This window comes from Mycolicibacterium aichiense (assembly GCF_010726245.1).
GTDB lineage: Bacteria > Actinomycetota > Actinomycetes > Mycobacteriales > Mycobacteriaceae > Mycobacterium > Mycobacterium aichiense.
The window spans coordinates 5,534,611-5,552,890 of the sequence record NZ_AP022561.1 but is presented as its reverse complement, the minus strand read 5'-3'; the positions used below and the strand labels follow the sequence as shown (position 1 = coordinate 5,552,890).

At 67.8% G+C, this 18,280-nt stretch carries 17 protein-coding genes; 14 read left to right on the top strand and 3 right to left on the bottom strand.

Annotated elements, in window-relative coordinates; all coding sequences use genetic code 11:
* Positions 1 to 26 precede the first annotated feature (26 nt).
* The 13 genes from G6N32_RS26590 (at position 27) to G6N32_RS26530 (ending at position 13,014) form a co-directional block, all read left to right on the top strand.
* Complete coding sequence (locus G6N32_RS26590) at positions 27 to 1,211, top strand: CoA transferase (protein WP_410432380.1); 1,185 nt, start codon at positions 27 to 29, stop codon at positions 1,209 to 1,211.
* On the top strand, positions 1,205 to 2,494 hold the full coding sequence (locus G6N32_RS26585; protein WP_115318171.1) for an amidohydrolase family protein: 1,290 nt from the start codon (positions 1,205 to 1,207) through the stop codon (positions 2,492 to 2,494). Before G6N32_RS26590 ends, G6N32_RS26585 begins: the two co-directional genes overlap by 7 nt.
* Positions 2,495 to 2,618: 124 nt before the next feature.
* Complete coding sequence (locus tag G6N32_RS26580; protein WP_115318172.1) at positions 2,619 to 3,152, top strand: hypothetical protein; 534 nt, start codon at positions 2,619 to 2,621, stop codon at positions 3,150 to 3,152.
* On the top strand, positions 3,149 to 4,057 hold the full coding sequence (locus G6N32_RS26575; protein WP_163789474.1) for an ABC transporter substrate-binding protein: 909 nt from the start codon (positions 3,149 to 3,151) through the stop codon (positions 4,055 to 4,057). The genes G6N32_RS26580 and G6N32_RS26575 overlap by 4 nt, the downstream gene beginning before the upstream one ends.
* On the top strand, positions 4,054 to 5,124 hold the full coding sequence (locus G6N32_RS26570; protein ID WP_115318174.1) for an ABC transporter substrate-binding protein: 1,071 nt from the start codon (positions 4,054 to 4,056) through the stop codon (positions 5,122 to 5,124). The genes G6N32_RS26575 and G6N32_RS26570 overlap by 4 nt, the downstream gene beginning before the upstream one ends.
* On the top strand, positions 5,121 to 6,014 hold the full coding sequence (locus G6N32_RS26565; protein ID WP_115318175.1) for an ABC transporter permease: 894 nt from the start codon (positions 5,121 to 5,123) through the stop codon (positions 6,012 to 6,014). The genes G6N32_RS26570 and G6N32_RS26565 overlap by 4 nt, the downstream gene beginning before the upstream one ends.
* Positions 6,011 to 6,829, top strand: coding sequence for an ABC transporter ATP-binding protein (locus G6N32_RS26560; RefSeq protein ID WP_115318176.1), 819 nt, complete (start codon positions 6,011 to 6,013; stop codon positions 6,827 to 6,829). The genes G6N32_RS26565 and G6N32_RS26560 overlap by 4 nt, the downstream gene beginning before the upstream one ends.
* Positions 6,826 to 7,728 carry a carbon-nitrogen hydrolase family protein gene (locus G6N32_RS26555; RefSeq protein WP_115318177.1) on the top strand — a complete coding sequence of 301 codons (903 nt, stop codon included), beginning with the start codon at positions 6,826 to 6,828 and terminating at the stop codon, positions 7,726 to 7,728. The genes G6N32_RS26560 and G6N32_RS26555 overlap by 4 nt, the downstream gene beginning before the upstream one ends.
* Positions 7,725 to 9,248: an amidohydrolase family protein gene (locus G6N32_RS26550; RefSeq protein WP_115318178.1), complete on the top strand. Its 1,524-nt coding sequence runs from the start codon at positions 7,725 to 7,727 to the stop codon at positions 9,246 to 9,248. The genes G6N32_RS26555 and G6N32_RS26550 overlap by 4 nt, the downstream gene beginning before the upstream one ends.
* Positions 9,245 to 10,627 (top strand): dihydropyrimidinase, encoded by a 1,383-nt coding sequence (hydA, locus tag G6N32_RS26545; protein ID WP_115318179.1) that lies wholly within the window; start codon positions 9,245 to 9,247, stop codon positions 10,625 to 10,627. The genes G6N32_RS26550 and hydA overlap by 4 nt, the downstream gene beginning before the upstream one ends.
* Positions 10,624 to 11,331 carry a GntR family transcriptional regulator gene (locus tag G6N32_RS26540; protein WP_115318180.1) on the top strand — a complete coding sequence of 236 codons (708 nt, stop codon included), beginning with the start codon at positions 10,624 to 10,626 and terminating at the stop codon, positions 11,329 to 11,331. Before hydA ends, G6N32_RS26540 begins: the two co-directional genes overlap by 4 nt.
* 35 nt (positions 11,332 to 11,366) lie before the next feature.
* Complete coding sequence (locus G6N32_RS26535) at positions 11,367 to 11,777, top strand: allophanate hydrolase-related protein (protein WP_115318997.1); 411 nt, start codon at positions 11,367 to 11,369, stop codon at positions 11,775 to 11,777.
* Positions 11,758 to 13,014, top strand: a complete 1,257-nt coding sequence (locus tag G6N32_RS26530; protein ID WP_163789473.1) for a Zn-dependent hydrolase — start codon at positions 11,758 to 11,760, stop codon at positions 13,012 to 13,014. Before G6N32_RS26535 ends, G6N32_RS26530 begins: the two co-directional genes overlap by 20 nt.
* 32 nt (positions 13,015 to 13,046) lie before the next feature.
* On the opposite strand, the gene G6N32_RS26525 is transcribed toward G6N32_RS26530, so the two are convergent.
* From G6N32_RS26525 to G6N32_RS26515, 3 genes are read right to left on the bottom strand one after another with little or no spacing between them, the layout of a single operon-like run.
* A complete protein-coding gene (locus G6N32_RS26525; protein ID WP_115318182.1) occupies positions 13,047 to 14,210 on the bottom strand; it encodes an acyl-CoA dehydrogenase family protein in 1,164 nt (387 codons plus the stop codon).
* Positions 14,210 to 15,310: an acyl-CoA dehydrogenase family protein gene (locus G6N32_RS26520; protein ID WP_115318183.1), complete on the bottom strand. Its 1,101-nt coding sequence runs from the start codon at positions 15,308 to 15,310 to the stop codon at positions 14,210 to 14,212. The genes G6N32_RS26525 and G6N32_RS26520 overlap by 1 nt, the downstream gene beginning before the upstream one ends.
* A gap of 4 nt (positions 15,311 to 15,314) precedes the next feature.
* On the bottom strand, positions 15,315 to 16,202 hold the full coding sequence (locus tag G6N32_RS26515; RefSeq protein WP_115318184.1) for an alpha/beta hydrolase: 888 nt from the start codon (positions 16,200 to 16,202) through the stop codon (positions 15,315 to 15,317).
* Between the two features lie 129 nt (positions 16,203 to 16,331).
* Between G6N32_RS26515 and G6N32_RS26510 the strand changes: the two genes are divergently transcribed.
* Positions 16,332 to 18,275, top strand: coding sequence for a flavin-containing monooxygenase (locus tag G6N32_RS26510; protein ID WP_115318185.1), 1,944 nt, complete (start codon positions 16,332 to 16,334; stop codon positions 18,273 to 18,275).
* Positions 18,276 to 18,280: the final 5 nt, after the last annotated feature.

Genomic DNA, 18,280 nt, shown 5'->3' with positions numbered 1-18,280 from the left:
CCGTCGGCGCGCGCGACAATGGGCGGGTGAACGTCACCGGCGCCGACTGGGCCGGCAGTGGCATGGCCTGGCTGACCGGCCCATCCGACGGCCCGCCCGACCACTCCCGGTCGGCGGTGCTGACCCGCGCCGACCGCGTCGCCGCCGAGCTCACTGATCTGCTGGGCGTCCAGGTCGACGCCGCCACCAGCCTGACGGGACGGGCCGCTCTGCTCGGCCTGCACCGGCGCGGGCGTGTCTCGGCCGGCGGGGCCAGCCACCTGATGCGCACCCGCGACGGCTGGTGGGCGCTGACGCTGTCCCGCGCCGACGATATCGAGGCTGTCCCGGCGCTCGTCGAAGCCGACTCGGTGCCCGAGGATCCCTGGCCGGTGATCGCGCAGTGGTGTGCCGATCGTCGCAGCGACGAAGTCCTGGACCGGGCCACGTTGTTGGACCTGCCCGCCGCGCGCCTGGGCGAGACGGCGCCGGCAGCACCCACGATGCGAGCGGATGGCCGCCGGGCTGCGCCCCGCTCCCCGGAGGGACTTCTGGTCGCCGACCTGTCGTCGATGTGGGCCGGACCGCTGTGCGGTCAGCTCCTGGCGGCGGCGGGGGCCACTGTCGTGAAGGTGGAAAGCCCGAGCCGCCTCGATGGCACCCGCTCGGGAGACCTCGCGTTCTACAACTGGATGAACCAGCGGAAGCTCTCGTACACAGTCGATTTCGAGCGCGACGACCGGCTGCGCGCATTGCTGGCGGCCGCCGACGTGGTCATCGAGGGGTCCAGGCCCGGTGTGCTCGCGCGGCGGGGAGTGAGTCCGGAGGCCGTACCCGGCCCGGATGGCCGGGTGTGGTTACGCATCACCGGCCACGGGCCGCGATCACAACGCACCGCGTTCGGCGACGACGCGGCCGTCGCGGGTGGGCTGGTCGGCACCAGCGCGAGCGGCCCGGTGTTCTGCGCCGACGCCGTCGCCGATCCCCTGACCGGGCTGGAAGCCGCACTGGCCCTGGCCCGTTCGCTACGCCGCGGTGGCGGTGAGACCATCGACGTGGCGATGGCCGGCGTCGCGGCCACGTACGCGGCCTTGCCCACCGACCCGTCGCTGTCGGCGATCCCGGCAGTGCCCCCGCGACCACCCCGGCGCCTCACCGCAGCGGCGCCACCGGGTGCCGACAACGCCACCGTCGACGCCATTGTCGCCCAACGAAATACGGTCCCATGCTGATCCAGCGAGCCCACCTCTTGGACGGGCGAATGGTCGACATCAGGCTGGGCGCCGCGATCGGCGAGGTCGCCGACTCGCTGACCCCACGCCGTGGCGAGGACGCCCTCGACGCCGCGGGCGGCACGGTCATCCCGGGCCTGCATGATCACCATGTACACCTGCGGGCCGCAGCGGCGGCGCTGGACTCCGTGCAGGTCGGCCCCGCGCTGGTCCACAGCCGCGCGGAATTCGCCGCCGTGCTCGCGAACGCGCCGGTCGGCGAGGACGGCTGGATCCGGGCCGTCGGCTACCACGAATCCGCCGCGGGGACACTGGACCGCCGGCTGCTCGACGAGCTCACTCCTGCTGTGCCGGTGCGCATTCAACATCGCAGCGGCGTGCTGTGGTACCTCAACTCCGCCGGCCTGTCGGCAGTGGGATTGCCCGACCATCCCGACGGCAGGCTACGCAGCTACGACAACTGGTCGGATGCGGTCGCGCGCCGCGACACATCGCTGGCCACGGTCAGCAGGCGGCTCCTCGGCTATGGCGTCACCGGTGTCACCGATGCCACCCCGAACCTCGGGGCCGATGACATCATCACCCTGACCGAGGAGCAGCGGCACGGCGGGTTGCATCAGCATGTGCACTGGCTGGCGCCGGGAAAGCGCATCCTGCATGACGATTCGCTCGATCTCGACGAACTCGCCGGGTGGATCGCCGCGCAGCACCGTGAGAACAGAGCTGTCGCGATGCACTGTGTGACGGCAGGCCAGCTGGTGGTGACCCTGGCCGCGCTGCGGGCGGCGGGCACCCACCCCGACGACCGGATCGAGCATGCCGCGGTGGTACCCGACGACTCGCTCGCCGACCTGGCCGACAGTGGCGTGCTGGTGGTGACCCAGCCGAACTTCGTCGCCGAGCGTGGTGACCAGTACCTGATCGATGTAGAAGCCGCTGACCAGCCCGCACTGTGGCGGCTGGCATCACTGCAACACGCGGGTGTGCGGGTGGCATTGTCGACCGACCTGCCCTTCGGCGACGCCGACCCGTGGGCGTCCATGCGCGCCGCGGTACACCGCACCACCAAGACCGGTGTGGTGCTGAACCCGGCCGAATGCGTGTCGGCCACAACGGCACTGACCTTGTTCACCGGGCATGCCGAGCGTCCCGACGTGCCCAGGACCGTCGAACCGGGCCAGCCCGGTGACCTGTGTGTGCTGAGCGCAGCGCCCGCCGAGGTGCTCGACGCCCTCGACGCCGAACTCGTGACCGCCACCGTCATCGGCGGCCGCGCCCACTAGCGAACGGTCGGTGTCGGCGTAGTCGTGCGCCGCGGCGGTCCCCCGATCGTGGTGAGGAACCGTTAACACGGAGCGCCGGTCTGGGTAACGCGATCGAAACGGCCGCCGCCTCTAATGGCTGACTATGCGTTGTATACAGGACACAACCGGTCAGCTGACCGTTGTCGAGTGGCACGGTGTAGCCCCCGATCACGCATTCCTGCACCTCGACGGGGTAGTGAGCCGCCGCCTGCACATCGCGGCAGGCGGCAGTCGCCCGTGCTGCGGGGCACAGACCGAACTGGTAGCGCTGCAGACCGACGATCGCACGCTGCCGGCCGCGACACGCGCGGCTCTGGCTGTGCTGGCGCCGGGTAGCGCAGTTGCTTCCACGGATCTCGCGGAGGTCGCAGGCGGCTGGATCGCGGCGCCGGGCGTGAACATTCGCGTCCGCGCGGTCGCCGATCTCGGTGGCCCGGTGATCGCCATCAGCTACGACGACGCGGCGGCGCTGTTGGCCGCGGACCACGATGGTCGGCTCGTCGTGCGCACCGTCGCCGTCCTGGCCTGCCCGCCTGAACGCGAGTGGCCCGGTTGGCGCGTGGTGATTGCCGGTGTGGATGCGGTGCCACTCCACACCAGCCTGGCCACCGGACACCGCGCGGGATGTGCGGCATGAGCGAGACCCTGGTCCTCACCCACGGGTGCTCCCTGTCGAACCTTCCGTTATTCGTCGCCGTCGGCGAAGGCCTCTTCGCCGACCAGGGTCTGCGCGTAGAGGCGCCGTACTTCGACGACATCACGTCCACCGCAGAGCTTCTCGCCACAGGTGTCGCCGACCTCGGCACTGCGGGCTTCACCCAGCCGCTGATCGACTCAGGGCGGACCGACCCCCCCGTACTGGTCGCAGGCAGTGGGTTGATGGGAGTTTTCGTCCTTACCCGGGAGATGTTGCCTGACGCCGCTGCGCTGGCCGGCGCGCCCGTCGGGACCTTCCGCACGGATCCGATGGAGGTGTTGCTCCACGATGTTCTGAATGCCGCCGGACTGGCCATGAGCGACGTCGAGATCCGCTATTTCGACGTGCTCAACCACGCTATCGAGGCGTTCGAGGCCGGTGAACTGGCCGCGCTGACCCTGGCCGAACCGTACGCGGGCCGGGTGTGCGCCGCCGGTGCACACGTGCTCAGCGATGGCACCGACGTGTGGGGAGACCCGTTCCCCGACACCACCCTGGTGGCGTCGAGCCGATTCCTTCGAGAACGTCCCGACCAGGTGCGGGCTGCCATCCGCGCGATGCTACGCGCCCACGACCTGATCCTCACCGACCTTCCTGCGGCCCTGCGTCACGCGCGCGACTACTTCCCCGGGTACTCCCTCGACGAACTCGCGGACGCCGTCGGACGCCAGCCCTCGAGGATCGATATCCGTGACCTCACCGCCACCGTCTACGGGAGATGGGACAGCCTGCGGTCCTTGGACCTGGTGTCACAGGACGCCGAAATGCCGCTTCATGCGGTCAATCTCGACCTGCTCAACGCCGAGCTCACCGCCGTACCAGCAGCCAAGGAGATCGCCCGATGAGAGATACGTTCACCGCACCCCTCAACCGCCGTAAGTTCTTCCGCAACGCCGCGATCGCAGGCACCGCGGTCGCCGTGCCGGCCTGGCTGCTCAGCGGCTGCTCGGGTGCAGGCAGCGCGGGCACCGCACCCGCGCCCAACGCTGCCGGCCTCACCACGCTGAAGGCGACCCACGGCACCGGCCTGTGCAACCTCGGCATCTTCCTGACCAAGGAGCGCAAGCTCAGCGAAACCGACGGTGCTGCTATCGATTTCGTTGTCACACCCACCAATGCCGACATCGTCACGCTGTTTGGAGCCGGCCAGGTCGACATGTCGCTGATCCCGTACACCCAGTTCCTGACCCTTTACGACGCCGGCGCACCGGTGAGGATCGTCGCCGGCGGCGGTGTCGAGGGCTGTTCGATCGTGGCGCAACCGGGTATCACCTCGGCTGCGGACCTGAAGGGCAAGACGCTGGGCACGTTCCAGGCCGACACCCTCGAGATGCTGCCGTACGACTACCTGAAGAAGGCCGGCCTGTCGTTCAAGGACATCAACGTCCGCTACTTCGGCACTTCACCTGAACTCGCGCAGGCGTTCATCAGCGGTTCCATCGACAGCATGAGTCATATCGAGCCCTACGTCACCCAGGCGCTCAACGCCCGCGGCGGTTCGGTGCTGCTCTCCGACGGCAAGGACGTCTACGGCCCCGGCTACACCGATTGCGTTCTGGCCGTGCGTAATCCGTTGTTGACGGAGAACCCGAAGGCGGTTAAGGCGGTGATCAAGGGCCTGTTCGAGGCGCAGCAGCAGGCTGAGACCGATCGCAGGGCCGCCGTCTCACAGGTCGTGGGCAGTTACTTCAAAACCAGCCTGGACGACGCCCTGGCCGCCTCCACCAAGCAACCCAACGTCGTCGACCAACGCAACAAGACCCAGTTCATGCTCGAGCGTGCCGTCGGTATGAAAGACCTTGGCTACCTGAAGAAGCTGCCCGACGAGAAGATCGCCGACTGGTCGCTGCTCGAGGAAGTCATCAATGAGAACCAGAGCCTGTACAACTCGCTGAAGTTGAAGACCGCATGACCGCCATCACCCACTTCGACCTACCCGCCCAGCGCACGGCGCCCGCTACGCAACGACGTTCGCGCAGCAGGTACCGCCGACTCGGCACAGCCGCGGCGTGGTGGCTGGCGTCGGTTGCCCTGTTCGCCGGTCTCTGGGAACTGGCCTGGCTGATGGGGTGGGCGCCCGAGTTGCTGCTGCCGCCGCCGCATATCTTCTTGCAGCACTTCAGCAGCCAGGCCCGGTTCTTCGACACTTCGACGATCGGCGCCGACCAGACGCCCCCGGTGGTCGCGGTCGCGACCACGGTGCTCGCGACAGTGCTGCGGGTACTTGCCGGATTAACCCTCGGCTTCGTCGCCAGCCTCATCACCGGGGTACTCATCAGCCAGTTCCTGATCGTGCGCGGACTGGTACTGCCCACGATCACGCTGCTGGCGCCGATCTCGCCGATTGCTTGGCTGCCCGTGGCGATCTTCCTGTTCGGTATCGGTAACCCGCCGGCGATATTCATGGTGTTCATCGGTGTGTATTTCGTCATGACCCTGGCCACCATCGGCTTGATCAACGAGGTTCCTGCGACGTACATCAACGTGGCGCGCACGATGGGCGCCTCGCGGCGCCAAATCTTGTTCCAGGTCGTTCTGCCCGCCATCCTGCCCGGCCTGCTGCAGAGTCTGCGGCTGAACCTGTTTGCCGCGTGGATGGTGGTCCTGCTGGCCGAGGCCGTCGGCGTCGGCAGCGGACTCGGCCAGGTGGTCATGCTCGCCCGCAACACATTCAACTCGAGTCTGGTGTTCTTCACGATGACCGTCATCGGCGTCTCCGGTTACCTGCTCGACATCGCCTTCCGCCAACTGCAGAACCGATTGCTGTGGTGGCAGCCAGCCGGTGGAGGTGCCCGTCGATGACACCCGCCGCAGTCGGAGGAAAGCAGGCTACCGGGGCGGTGCATTGCCGTGCCGTCAGTAAGGTGTTCGGCGACAACGGATCCGAAGTGCTCGCCGTCGACTCCGTCAACCTCGACGTCGCCCCTGGCGAGTTCGTCGTCATCCTCGGCCCCAGCGGCTGTGGGAAGAGCACGCTCCTATCGATGATCGCCGGCCTGGAACCGACTACTTCCGGTGAGATCGTGGCGGACGACGCCCCGGTCGTCGGGCCCGGGCCTGACCGCTGCATGATCTTCCAGCAGTCCTCGCTCTATCCGTGGATGTCAGTCGTCGACAATGTCTGCTTCGGGCTGAAGCTGCGCGGTATGCCGAAGGCCGATCGACGAGAGATCGCACGGGATCTGTTGCACACCATGGGATTGGGTGACTTCGCCGATGCGCATCCGGACGGCCTGTCCGGCGGAATGCGCCAGCGTGCCGCGATCGCCCGCGCGCTGGCGATGCAGCCCCGGGTGGTGCTGATGGATGAGCCCTTCGCAGCTCTGGACGTGCAGACGCGCGCAAAGTTGCAGAACTACGTGGCCTCGCTGCGTGAGGAGAGCGGCGCCTCGGTCCTGTTTGTCACTCACAGCATCGACGAGGCGGTGGCGCTGGCGGACCGCATCGTGGTGTTCACCGCGCGCCCCGGCCGCATCAAGGCGATGGTGGAGGTGGACATGCAGCGCCCTCGCGATCCGCGGTCGCCGGAGTACCACGCCCTGCACGATCAGCTCGTCGATCTGCTGGCCGATGAGGTCGACCGCGCCTTCGCCCAGCAGGAAAGGGCGCGTAGGTGAGTGCGCTCGTGGTTGCGGCAGCGCAACTCCCGGCGTGTGGCCACGACCCGGAGCAGAACCTGGCGGTCGTCGAGGCAGCGCTCACCGACGCGGCCGCGGCCGGTGCCGATCTCGTGGTGTTCCCAGAGCTGGCCACCACGCCGTACTTCGGCGGCGAACCGCCCGGTGCCTACCGCGACCAGGCGCAGTCGCTGCCCGGCCCGCAGTCCGAGCGAATCGCCGAGCGTGCGGCCGAACTCGGTGTGGCGGTGGTATTCCCGCTCTTCGAGCGCGACGACGGCGCCCACGGTAGCGCCCCCAGTTTCCATAACTCAGCGGTGGTCCTCGACGAGCAAGGTGTCACGGTCCCGTGTGTCGACCGCACCGGACAGTCCCACCTGGTCGCCCGCAAGCTGCATCTGCCTGTCGGCGACCACCCGGCGCCCGGCTTCGACGAGCCCGCGCACTTCACCCCCGGACAGTGGCTCGGGGTACACACAGTGCTGGGCACGCGGCTTGGGGTCCTGATCTGTTACGACCGGCGCTTCCCCGAGTGCTGGCGGGAGTTGAGGGCGCTCCATGCCGATCTCGTGGCAGTCCCGGTCGCCGGCAGTGGCGGTGACAGCGTCGACTTCTTCCTGGCCGAGCTGCGCACCCACGCCCGCGAGAACGGTCTGTTCGCCGTGGTGGCCAACAAGATCGGCATCGAATGGGTGAGCGGCCAGCCGGTCGACAATTACGGCGAGTCCTGCATCGTCGGGCCCGACGGCGAACTGATCGCACACCGTCCCGGCGCCGACGGCCCAGGATTGGTGATCGCCGAGATCGATCTTGACGTCCTGGCCGAAACACGGCGCACGCTGCGCTATTTCGAACATCGCCGCACCGACCTTTTCCCCGCTGCCGAGGAGATCGCATGAGCACCCTGTTCCGCAACGCCCTCGTGGTCGCGATGGACGACGCCCACCGCAGCAAGCCCTTCCGCTCCGACGTGCTGGTGGTAGACGACCGGATCAGCGCGGTGGCGCCGGATCTGCCCGTGCTCGAGAGCGCGGAGGTGATCGACTGCACCCACCGGCTGCTGATGCCCGGACTGGTCAACGCCCATGTGCATTCGTGGGAGGCGCTGTTCAAGGGCCGCTACGACAATCTGCCGCTGGAATTGTGGATGTTGTTGTCCTATCCGGTCCTTGGCCTGGAGCCGATGTCGGAGCGGTTGATCTACCTGCGAACCCTGCTGGTTGGCATGGAGTCACTGCGCAACGGCGCCACCTGCCTGCTCGACGACGTCATCGAGTCGCCCACGCAGAGTCTGACCGCCCTGGAGGCCGTCTTCCGGGGGTACGAGGACATCGGGATCCGGGCCAACTGCTCGGGCAACATCGTCAACCGGCTCTACATCGACACGATCCCGTTCGTCGACGAGATGGTGCCGGCCGGGCTGCTCGCCGAGGCCCGCGCGGTCGCGCCGCGGACCACCGAGGACTACTTGCAGTTCAGCAAGGAGGCGCTGACGCGGTTCGACGGCCGCGCGGGCCGGCTTCGCTATGTGGTCGCCCCGAGCGGCCCCCAGCGGTGCACCGCCGAGTTGTTCGTCGCGGCCAACGAATTGTCGCGCGAGCACGACACGACCTTCCATGTGCACGTCCTGGAAACCAAGATGCAGGCCGTGACCGGCCGCGAGTTCTACGGGTCGACCCTCGTCGAGTACCTGGACTCGCTCGGTGTGCTGACCGACCGGGCCACTCTCGCGCACGGAATCTGGCTCACCGACGGTGACATCGAACGCCTCGGCGCAGTCGGCGCGTCGGTGGCGCACAACCCGATCTCGAATCTGAAGCTGGGTTCGGGTATTGCGCCGTGGCGGGCGCTGCTCGATGCCGGGGTCAACATCGGATTGGGCTCGGACGGGTTGTCCAGCAACGACTCTGCGCGGATGTTCGACGTCGTCAAATCGGCCGCCCTGTTGCACAAGGTGACGCAACCCGATTTCGATGCCTGGCCCACTGCCGATGAAGTGCTATGGGCGGCGACCCGCGGCGGCGCCCGGTCGGCCCGGCTGACCGACGACGTCGGCGCCATCGCTCCCGGCCGCAAGGCCGACCTGGTGATGCTGGACCTCAACTCGCTCAACTTCACCCCCGTCAACGACATCGCGCAGCATCTGGTCTACGTGGAGAACGGTGACTCGATCACCGAGGTGTGGGTCAACGGCGAGGTGGTCGTGCGCGACGGGCGCTGCCTGAACATCGACGAGGACGCGGTACTGGCCGAGGTGCGGGAACTCGGCGGGGAGTACCTGGCCCGTTACGCCGATATCGAGCGGCGCAACCGTGAGCTGATGCCGCACTTCCGCGCGATATACCAGCGGTGCTGCCGAGAGGAATTGGGAATCAACAGGTTCAGCGACGACGAACGGGCATGGGTGGGGACGCTATGAGCTTGCTGATCACCGGCGCGCGGGTTGTCACCGCCGCCGACGACTATGTCGCCGACGTGTATGTGGCCGACGACAAGGTGACCACCATCGGTGCGGCCCTGGATATCCCGGCCGATCAGGTGATCGACGCGAGCGGCTGCTATCTGTTGCCGGGTGGGGTGGATCCACATACCCATCTCGCGTTCAGCCTGGCCGGTACCACCACCGCCGACGACTACGGGTCGGGCACGATTGCTGCCGCGGCGGGCGGGACTACGACGGTGGTGAACTTCGCGCAGCAGCGCAGGGGACAACACCTGCGGGCCGCCATCGACGACGGGCTTGCCGCGGCGGAGGGCAATGCCGTCATCGACTACGCCCAACACATCGTGATCACCGACATGGCAACCGAATCACTCAGCGAGATAGACGAACTCGTCGACGAAGGCGTCACCAGCATCAAGATGTTCATGGCGTACCCCGGGGAATTGATGGTCGACGACGCGACCCTGTTCGAGGTCATCGAGCGGGCGGGCCAGCGAGGTGCGCTGTGCTGCATCCATGCCGAAAACGGACCGGTCATCGACGTCCTGGTGCGGCGCGCGCTAGCCCAAGGGCGAACCAACCCGTCCTGGCACGGTCGTACCCGGCCCGAACTGGCCGAGGCCGAAGCCACTCACCGCGCGATCGCGCTGGCCGAAATGGCTGATTCGCCGGTGTATTTCGTCCACCTGTCGTGCGCGGAGGCGCTGAGTGAGGTGACCGCGGCGCGTGACCGCGGCCGCCCGGTGTTCGCCGAGACGTGCCCGCACTACCTGTTCCTGGACTCCAGCGTCTACGACGACGAGAGCTTCGACACCGCAAAGTACGTGCTCACCCCTCCGTTGCGCGCGGCTCACCACCACGAGCATCTGTGGCGGGGTCTGCGTACCGATGATGTCCAGGTGGTCTCCACCGACCACTGCCCGTTCTGTCTCAACGGGCAGAAGTCGATCGGGGCACACGACTTCTCCCAGATCCCCAACGGAGGGCCGGGCATCGAGCACCGTCTTCAGCTGCTGTACTCCGGTGGAGTTCTCGCAGGGCATCTTTCGCTGCGAAGGATGGTCGAAGTCTTCTCGACCACACCGGCGCGGCTGTTCGGGTTGTTCCCGCGCAAGGGCACTATCGCTGTCGGCTCCGACGCGGACCTGGTGATCTTCGATCCGTCCGGCTCGACGACCATCAGCGCGCAGACTCATCATATGAAGGTGGACTACAGCCTCTACGAGGGCTGGACGCTGACCGGTGCGGTGCGCACAGTGGTCGCTGCGGGCCGGCCGGTGATCGTCAATGGCCTCTTCGTCGGTAAACACGGCTCAGGGCGGTACCTCCGACGTGACGCGAGCGGTCAACTGTGAGCGGGTCGGAGCGGCTCGGAGCCGTCCCGTCGCTGTCGGCGCAGATCCGGCGCAAGACCTACGAGCACGTGTATCGGGCGCTACGGCATGCGCTGATCACCGGACAGATCCCGCACGGCACCCACCTGGTGGAGACCGAACTCGCCGCCCAGCTCGGAGTTAGCCGGACACCGGTGCGCGATGCGCTGCGCAGGCTGGAGAGCGACGGGTTCGCCGAGCGTGGCAGCGGCGGCGGCCTGTGGTCGCGCGGGATTGTCGCCGAGGAGATCGAGGACCTGTTCTTGGTCCGCGCCGAACTGGAGAAGTTGGCGGCCCGGCTGGCTTGCGAGCGTGCCAAACCCGAGCAGTGGGCCGAACCCCGCGCACTGCTGGCGACGATGGCCACGGTGATCGACACCCACGGAGTGGGTTCTGAGGAGTTCGCCGAGGTCCATCTGGCGTTCCACAGCTCGATCTATCGAATCGCATTCGGCGACAGGTTCGCCGGCCTTCTCGATGGCTATCTGCTGCAGTGCCTCGACGTCGCTGCGGAGTTGAGTTATCGCGACCCCGGACGCACGCTGCCGGCAGTCGAGCAGCATGAGCACCTGCTCAACGAGGTGTGCAGCGGACATGTCGACCGCGCCGTGGCCGCCGCCGAGGCGCACGTGCGCCGCGGGGCCGACGACGCACAACGCGCCCATACCGACACCGCTCTGTCCTGAGCGACTCTCACCCGAAAGGTCTTCACGTGCAACACATGTTCCTCAATGGCACCGCCATGTCCGGACAGAAGGACCACGGCTGCATCGCCGGTCTGGCGACGCTTGTCGGCCCGGCCAGCACCGCACCGGACTTCCGGTTCTTCGCCGTGCGCGACGAGTTCCCCGGTCTGTTTCCGGTGGAGCGCAGTGGGCTGGCAATCACCGGGGAGCTCTACGAGATGTCCGACGAGTTGCTGTTCGACATCCTGCTGCCGCAGGAGCCGAAGGAGCTCGAACTGGGTTCGATCCAGCTCGCCGACGGGACCACGGTGCGGGCCATGATCCTGCAACCGGACCGGATTGCCACCGGAGACAAGGTCGTCGACATTGCCGACTTCGGCGGCTGGCGGTCCTATCAGGCACATTTGGCGGCAAATGCCAGGGTTGATGACGTCCTCGGCTTCTGATCTCGCGGTCGACGGCGGCGTGCTCCTCGATCGGTTGCGGCAGTTGTCCGCAATCGGCGCCGATCCCTGCGGCGGCGTCACCCGGTTGGCCTACGCGCCGGAGGATGTCGACGCGCGCGACACCGTGGCGGACTGGATGGCTGCGGCGGGTCTTCAGGTCTGGGTCGACGAGGCCACCAACTTGTTCGGCCGGTTGCCCGGCCGCGATCCGCAGGCGGGTGCTGTGTTGACCGGAAGCCACCTCGACAGCGTGACGAGGGCCGGGCCGCTGGACGGTCCGGCCGGCGTGATAGCCGGGCTCGCGACCGCGCAGGCGCTCAGAGACGCGGGCGCGGCGCTTCGCCACGACCTCGTCGTGGTGGCGTTCGGCAACGAGGAAGGCACCCGCGGAACCCCTGGCATGGTCGGCTCCAAGGCGATCGCCGGACTGCTCACACCGGAGGATCTGGCGCGGCCCGGTGACGGCGGCGTCACCCTGGCCGACCGTCTGCGCTCGGCGGGCGGTGATCCGGAACGCATCAGCCGGGCGGCGTGGTCGCCGGACCGGGTCGCGGCGTTCGTCGAGATGCACATCGAACAGGGACCCGTGCTGGAAGCCGAAGATGCTCGCATCGGAGTGGTCAGCTCGATCACCGGCCAGGTCGGGGTCACCGCGACGATCACCGGAGCAGCCAATCACGCCGGTACCACCCCGATGACGCGAAGGCGCGACGCGGCGGTGGCCGCCGCGCATTTGGTGCTCACAGTCGAGTCCTTGGCCACGGGCGGTCATGTGCGGGTCGCGACGACCGGCATCCTCGCGCTGGCGCCGGGCGCCCGCAACGTGATCCCCGGCGAGGCGGTGCTCGGCATCGACATCCGTGATGATGACGTCGGGCGGATGGCCGCCGCGCTCGAGCTACTGGGCCGGCAGGCCAGCGAGGTGGCTGCGCGAACCGGCACCACGATCCGTTTGACTGCTGGGCCGGTCCAGAGCCCCGTGGCCACCGATCGGCGGCTGGCCGGGCACATCGTCGACGCCGCCGAAGGGCTGAGCGCCCGCTGGTGCGAGCTGACGAGCGGAGCAGGTCACGACGCGCAGGTCATGGCGGCGCTGGCGCCGGTGGCCATGGTGTTCGTGCCCAGCGTCAACGGGGTCAGCCATTCCCCGCATGAGGATACGGATCCCGATGATCTGGTGCTCGGCGCGAATGTGCTACTGCGCGCACTCGTCGCCGCTGACGTGGAGCTGCCCTGATCGGTGACGGATGCGGCGGCAAGGTGCCGGCCCTAGCTCGACGTCGGCAACTCCCGGAACGCGGTATTGCGGTACGGCTCCGGCTCTTTCGGTAAGCCCAGCACCCGCTCGCCGACGATGTTGCGCTGAATCTGGTCGGTGCCGCCGCCGATCGAGGTGAAGTACGCATTGAGGGTGCGGAACGTGACAGCGTCGCCGACCGGATTGTCCGGCCCGGTCAACATCGCCTCCGGGCCGGCGATCTCGGTCTGCACCTTCGCCGTCTCGTGCAGGATCCGCGACATCGCGATCTTGCCCAGTGCCAGCAGCGTCGCGGCCTCAGCCCGATCAGAGGTTGCCTTGGCGCGCTGGGTGTTCCACCGATTCACCGCCGCATACCCTTCGACCCGTGCGATCTCCTGGCGGATGAACGAGTCGTCCAGCTTTCCGGCACTGCGGGCCATCGCCACCAGGCTGTCGGTATCGGCCTGGGGCTTGCGTGCCCCGCGCGACGTGCGGGCCAGGTCGCCCATCAGTCGCCGTTCGTAGGCCAGCGCCACCTGCAGCACCGACCAGCCGGCGCCGGGCTGCCCCACCAGGTTGGCGTCCGGCACCCGCGCCCCGGAGATGAAGACCTCGTTGAACTCCGACTCGCCGGTGATCTGATGGATCGGACGGACCTCGACGCCGGGCTGCCGCATCGGGAACATGAAGAAGCTGATCCCGTTGTGCTTCGGCAGATCCCAGTCGGTGCGCGCCACCAGCAGCCCGTAGTCGGCGGTCTTGGCGAACGACGTCCACACCTTCTGGCCGTTGATCACCCAGTCGTCGCCGTCTCGGTCGGCGCGGGTGCGCAACCCGGCCAGATCCGACCCGGCGCCGGGCTCGGAGTACAGCAGGCACCACTTGGTTTCGCCGCGGATCGATGGCGGGATCAGACGCTGCTTCTGCTCGTCGGTGCCGAGGTCGTGCAGGGTGCAGGCGAACAGATTCGCCCGGTCGTGGCCGGTACCCGGCGCGCCCACGGCGGCGAATTCGGCTGCCACGATGCGGGATTGCGGGTCACTGAGGCCGCGGCCCCACCACTGCGGCTCCCAGCTGGGTACCGCCCAGCCGGCGTCGAACACCCGCTGTGCCCAGGCGCCGCGGTCCAGCGTGGGGTCCCAGTTGTCCGCCAGCCAACCCCGGACCTCGTTGCGCACCTCGTCGTCGGTCATCACTGTGCCTCTCGCAGTCGCACGTAACGTTCCCGGTGCCACGCCGGGTCGCCGAACAGTTCGGCATCGGTCCGGGCCCGCCGCAGGTAGAGGTGAGCGGGATGCTCCCAGGTGAACCCGATCCCGCCGTGCACCTGAATGCTGTTCGCCGCGACCGTGACGAAGGCATCCGAGCAATATGCCTGTGCGGCAGCCAGATCCACGAAACGGGACTCGTCGGCGGCATCGAACGCTGCTGCGACATGCCGGGCCGCCGACAATGCCGACTCAGCCTCCAGCAGCATGTCGGCGCACATGTGCTTGATCGCCTGGAAGCTACCGATAGCCCGCCCGAACTGAAACCGGGTCTTGGCGTAGTCGGCAGCCATCCGCATCGCACACATCGCGCCGCCGGCCTGCTCGCCGAGCAGTGCAACCGCGGCGAGGTCCAGCGCGTGATCGAGCGCTGCCGCACCGGAGCCTGCCGCACCGACCAGCCGGGCGGGGGTGTCGTTCACCATGACTCGGCCCTGCTTGCGGGTCGGGTCAACCGTGGACAGCACGTCGACTTCCAGGCCCGGTGCGCCGGCGTCCACCGCGAACACCCCGTCCCCGGCGAGCACGTAGATGCGCCCGGCGCTGGCCGCGTCCAAGACGTAGGTCTTGCTGCCCGACAGCCGCCATCCCGAGCCGTCGGCGCGTGCCGTCGTGGTCGAGGCCACGGGTGGTCGTGCCGACCCCTGCTCGGCGAACGCCACCGTCGTGATCAGCTCGCCGGCGGCGATCCGCGGCAGCACGTCAGCCTGCTCGTCCGAGTCGCCCAGTGCCGCAAGTAAATGCGTGGTCAAGACCGCGGTGGACAGGTATGGCGCGCAGAGCAGCGCCCGTCCCATGGCCTCCATCACCAGACCCACCTCGACGGCACCGGCCCCGGACCCGCCGAACTCTTCGGGTATCGCCAGGCCCAGCAGACCCATGGCGGCGAGCTCGGCCCACACCGCGGGGTCGTACCCGGTGTCGGTGGCCATCAGCCGGCGCACCTCGGCTTCCGGGGACCGCTTGGCCATCAGGTCGGTCACCGCCTCGGCCAGGTCCCGCTGTTCGGTGCTCAACGCGGACATCGGCTCAGCTCCCGAAACTTGCGCGCAGGCTTTCGCACTGGCTGTTGAAGAACTTTCTGGACACGTCGGCTTTGGCGACGATGCCGTCGAACCCGTGGAACGCGCCGGGCACCACGTGGACTTCGCACGGCACACCCGCTGCCTGCAGTCGTGCCGCATAGTCGAGGTCCTCGTCGTGAAAGAGGTCCAATGTGCCGACGCCGAGCCAGGCCGGCGGCAACCCCGCGAGATCGGTGCGACGCCCGGGCGCCGCGATCTCGGGATCGGCGCCACCCAGGTAGGCCTGCCAGCCGAACCGGTTGCTGGTGGCGTTCCAGAGGCGCTGCCCCGGATCGTTGAGGTGCTGGCCCACGCTGCGGTCGTCGATCATCGGATAGACCAGCAGCTGGAAGACCGGCTTCACGCCATCGCGGTCGCGGGCAAGCAGCGCCAGTGCGGCGGCAAGTCCGCCGCCGGCGCTGGCCCCGCCGATCGCGATCCGGTCCGCGTCGACGGCGGGCAGGCCGGCCAGCCACTGCAGGGCGGTGTAGCAGTCCTCCAGCGGAGCGGGGTACGGGTGTTCGGGGGCCAGGCGGTAGTCGACGGAGGCGACTGTGATGCCCAACGCCGCGACGAACCGGCGGCACAGGGCATCGTCTTGCGCCGCGGTCCCCAGGACATAGCCGCCGCCGTGGATCCACAGCAGCGCCGGGGTGGTCGTGGTCGCACCGGCAGGCCGATAAAGGCGGATACCGACGCCCGACTCCAATGTCAGCACCTCGACTCCGTCGTTCTTCGGCCGTTGCAGGCCCGTCAGCCGCCGCAGGATCGGCAGAGTCTTGGGGGAGATCAGCGCGCGCGGGGTAAACCGCGCGGCTTTGCGCAGTTCGGGATGGATGTCGGTGTTCGCCACGCCGCCCAGTATGGCAAGACCGCATCCTAGGACTGGACCTTGATCCTCGACGGCGCCGACAGTATCGTTGTGGCGGCAATTACGGAACTATGCGTAGCGTAATTGCCGTTGGGTGAGAGGACACCGTCGATGACGACCAATCCGTATGCGGGCCAACCGTTCACGTCAAGCGATCAGGAGATCGCGGCGGCGTTGGAGCAGGTCAGCATTCCCACGCTGCTGTTGTCGTTGGTCCACATCACCGGCGATCCGCGCTTCATCCGCGAGTTCACGCAGGCCGGCGTCTTCCTCAACGAGGTGCAGGGCTTCATGTCCGAGGAGGACAAGGCCAAGGCTCGGGCGCTCGCCCTTCCGATCATCGCCGACTACCGCGACCGGGGCTGCCCGGGTCCGGTGCCGCTGAGCCCCGAACTGATCGGGGAGATGCTGGACTGGACGGCCTGCGAGCATGTCGACGACGAGTACCGTCCGATGGTTCTCGAGGAGATGGACCTCGAAGACGTCGACCCCCGCCGCCCGGCCGCGCTCGACCCGGCTGCGACCGCCGACTTCCCGGTCGTCGTGATCGGGTGTGGGGAGTCGGGTCTGCTTGCCGGCATCCGGCTCAAGCAGGCCAACATCCCGTTCACGATCGTGGAGAAGAACGCCGGCCCGGGCGGAACCTGGTGGGAGAACAGCTATCCCGGCGCCCGAGTGGATGTGGCGAATCACTTCTACTGCTACAGCTTCGAGCCGAGCAACGACTGGTCGCACTACTTCGCCGAACAACCCGAACTGCGGGCCTACTTCGAGACCGTGCTGGCCCGCCATCAGCTCGACGCCAACGTCCGCTGGCAGACCGAGGTTGTCTCGGCCGAATGGAGCGACGACGACGGTATCTGGCGAGTAATAGTGCGGGACAAGGACGGAGCCGAATCCGCTCTTGACGCACGGGCCGTCATCACCGCAGTCGGTCAACTCAACCGGCCCGCGCTGCCCGACATCGAGGGCGCCGATGAGTTCGAGGGGCCGGCCTTCCACTCCGCGGCGTGGGACCACTCCGTAGACCTGACCGGCAAGCGCGTCGCGCTCATCGGCGCGGGGGCCAGCGGCTTTCAGATCGCTCCGGCGATCGCCGACCAGGTGGCGCACCTGACGGTGTTCCAGCGCACCGCGCAGTGGATGTTCCCGAACCCGATGTATCACGACAGCGTTCCCGACGGCGTGCGGTGGGCGATGAATCATCTTCCCTACTACAACCGTTGGTACCGCTTCCTGCTCCTGTGGCCCGGTGCCGACAAGGGACTGGAGGCGGCCCGATCCGACCCGGACTACGTCCACCCCGACGACCCGAACTACGCGGTCAGCGAGATCAACGCGATGGCCCGCCTGATGTTCACCGACTGGATCACCACCCAGGTCGGCGACGACCAGGAACTGCTGGCCAAGGTGCTGCCCGACTATCCTGCGACCGGCAAACGCACGTTGCAGGACAACGGAACCTGGCTCACCACCCTGCGCCGCGACGACGTCGAATTGGTGCGCACCCCGATCGAGCGGATCACGCCGCACGGTGTGGTGACGGCCGACGGGGTGACCCACGATATCGACATCATCGTGTACGCCACCGGGTTTCGTGCCACCGAGGTGCTCTACCCGATGCGGATCACCGGCCGCGACGGAGTGGATCTGCGCGCTTCGTGGGGTGAGCGGCCAGCCGCATATCTCGGCATCACCGTGCCCGGGTTCCCGAACTTCTTCATGTTGTACGGCCCCGGCAACCACCTGGCGCACGGCGGCAGCCTGATCTTCAACTCCGAGCTGCAGATGCGCTACATCAACAGCTGTCTGGCTGACATCGTCGAAAACAACTGGAAGACAATCGAACCGACGGCCGAGGCCACCGCGGCGTGGCACCGTAAGCATCAGGACGAGATCAATCTGATGGTGTGGGCGCACCCGTCGATCGAACACTCCTACTTCAAGAATCCCGACGGGGAGATCCACACCGTGAGTCCGTGGCGGTTGCCGGTCTACTGGAATGCGATACGAACCCCGGACTGGTCGAACTTCGTTGTGACAAAGGGAGAGTGAGGACA

What these genes read in the sequence shown, in the direction of transcription:
- G6N32_RS26585 (WP_115318171.1), top strand. Translation starts at nt 1,205, where the DNA reads ATGCTGATCCAGCGAGCCCACCTCTTGGACGGGCGAATGGTCGACATC.
- G6N32_RS26580 (WP_115318172.1), top strand. Translation starts at nt 2,619, where the DNA reads ATGCGTTGTATACAGGACACAACCGGTCAGCTGACCGTTGTCGAGTGG.
- G6N32_RS26575 (WP_163789474.1), top strand. Translation starts at nt 3,149, where the DNA reads ATGAGCGAGACCCTGGTCCTCACCCACGGGTGCTCCCTGTCGAACCTT.
- G6N32_RS26570 (WP_115318174.1), top strand. Translation starts at nt 4,054, where the DNA reads ATGAGAGATACGTTCACCGCACCCCTCAACCGCCGTAAGTTCTTCCGC.
- G6N32_RS26565 (WP_115318175.1), top strand. Translation starts at nt 5,121, where the DNA reads ATGACCGCCATCACCCACTTCGACCTACCCGCCCAGCGCACGGCGCCC.
- G6N32_RS26560 (WP_115318176.1), top strand. Translation starts at nt 6,011, where the DNA reads ATGACACCCGCCGCAGTCGGAGGAAAGCAGGCTACCGGGGCGGTGCAT.
- G6N32_RS26550 (WP_115318178.1), top strand. Translation starts at nt 7,725, where the DNA reads ATGAGCACCCTGTTCCGCAACGCCCTCGTGGTCGCGATGGACGACGCC.
- hydA (WP_115318179.1), top strand. Translation starts at nt 9,245, where the DNA reads ATGAGCTTGCTGATCACCGGCGCGCGGGTTGTCACCGCCGCCGACGAC.
- G6N32_RS26535 (WP_115318997.1), top strand. Translation starts at nt 11,367, where the DNA reads ATGTTCCTCAATGGCACCGCCATGTCCGGACAGAAGGACCACGGCTGC.
- G6N32_RS26530 (WP_163789473.1), top strand. Translation starts at nt 11,758, where the DNA reads ATGACGTCCTCGGCTTCTGATCTCGCGGTCGACGGCGGCGTGCTCCTC.
- G6N32_RS26525 (WP_115318182.1), bottom strand. Translation starts at nt 14,210, where the DNA reads ATGACCGACGACGAGGTGCGCAACGAGGTCCGGGGTTGGCTGGCGGAC.
- G6N32_RS26520 (WP_115318183.1), bottom strand. Translation starts at nt 15,310, where the DNA reads ATGTCCGCGTTGAGCACCGAACAGCGGGACCTGGCCGAGGCGGTGACC.
- G6N32_RS26510 (WP_115318185.1), top strand. Translation starts at nt 16,332, where the DNA reads ATGACGACCAATCCGTATGCGGGCCAACCGTTCACGTCAAGCGATCAG.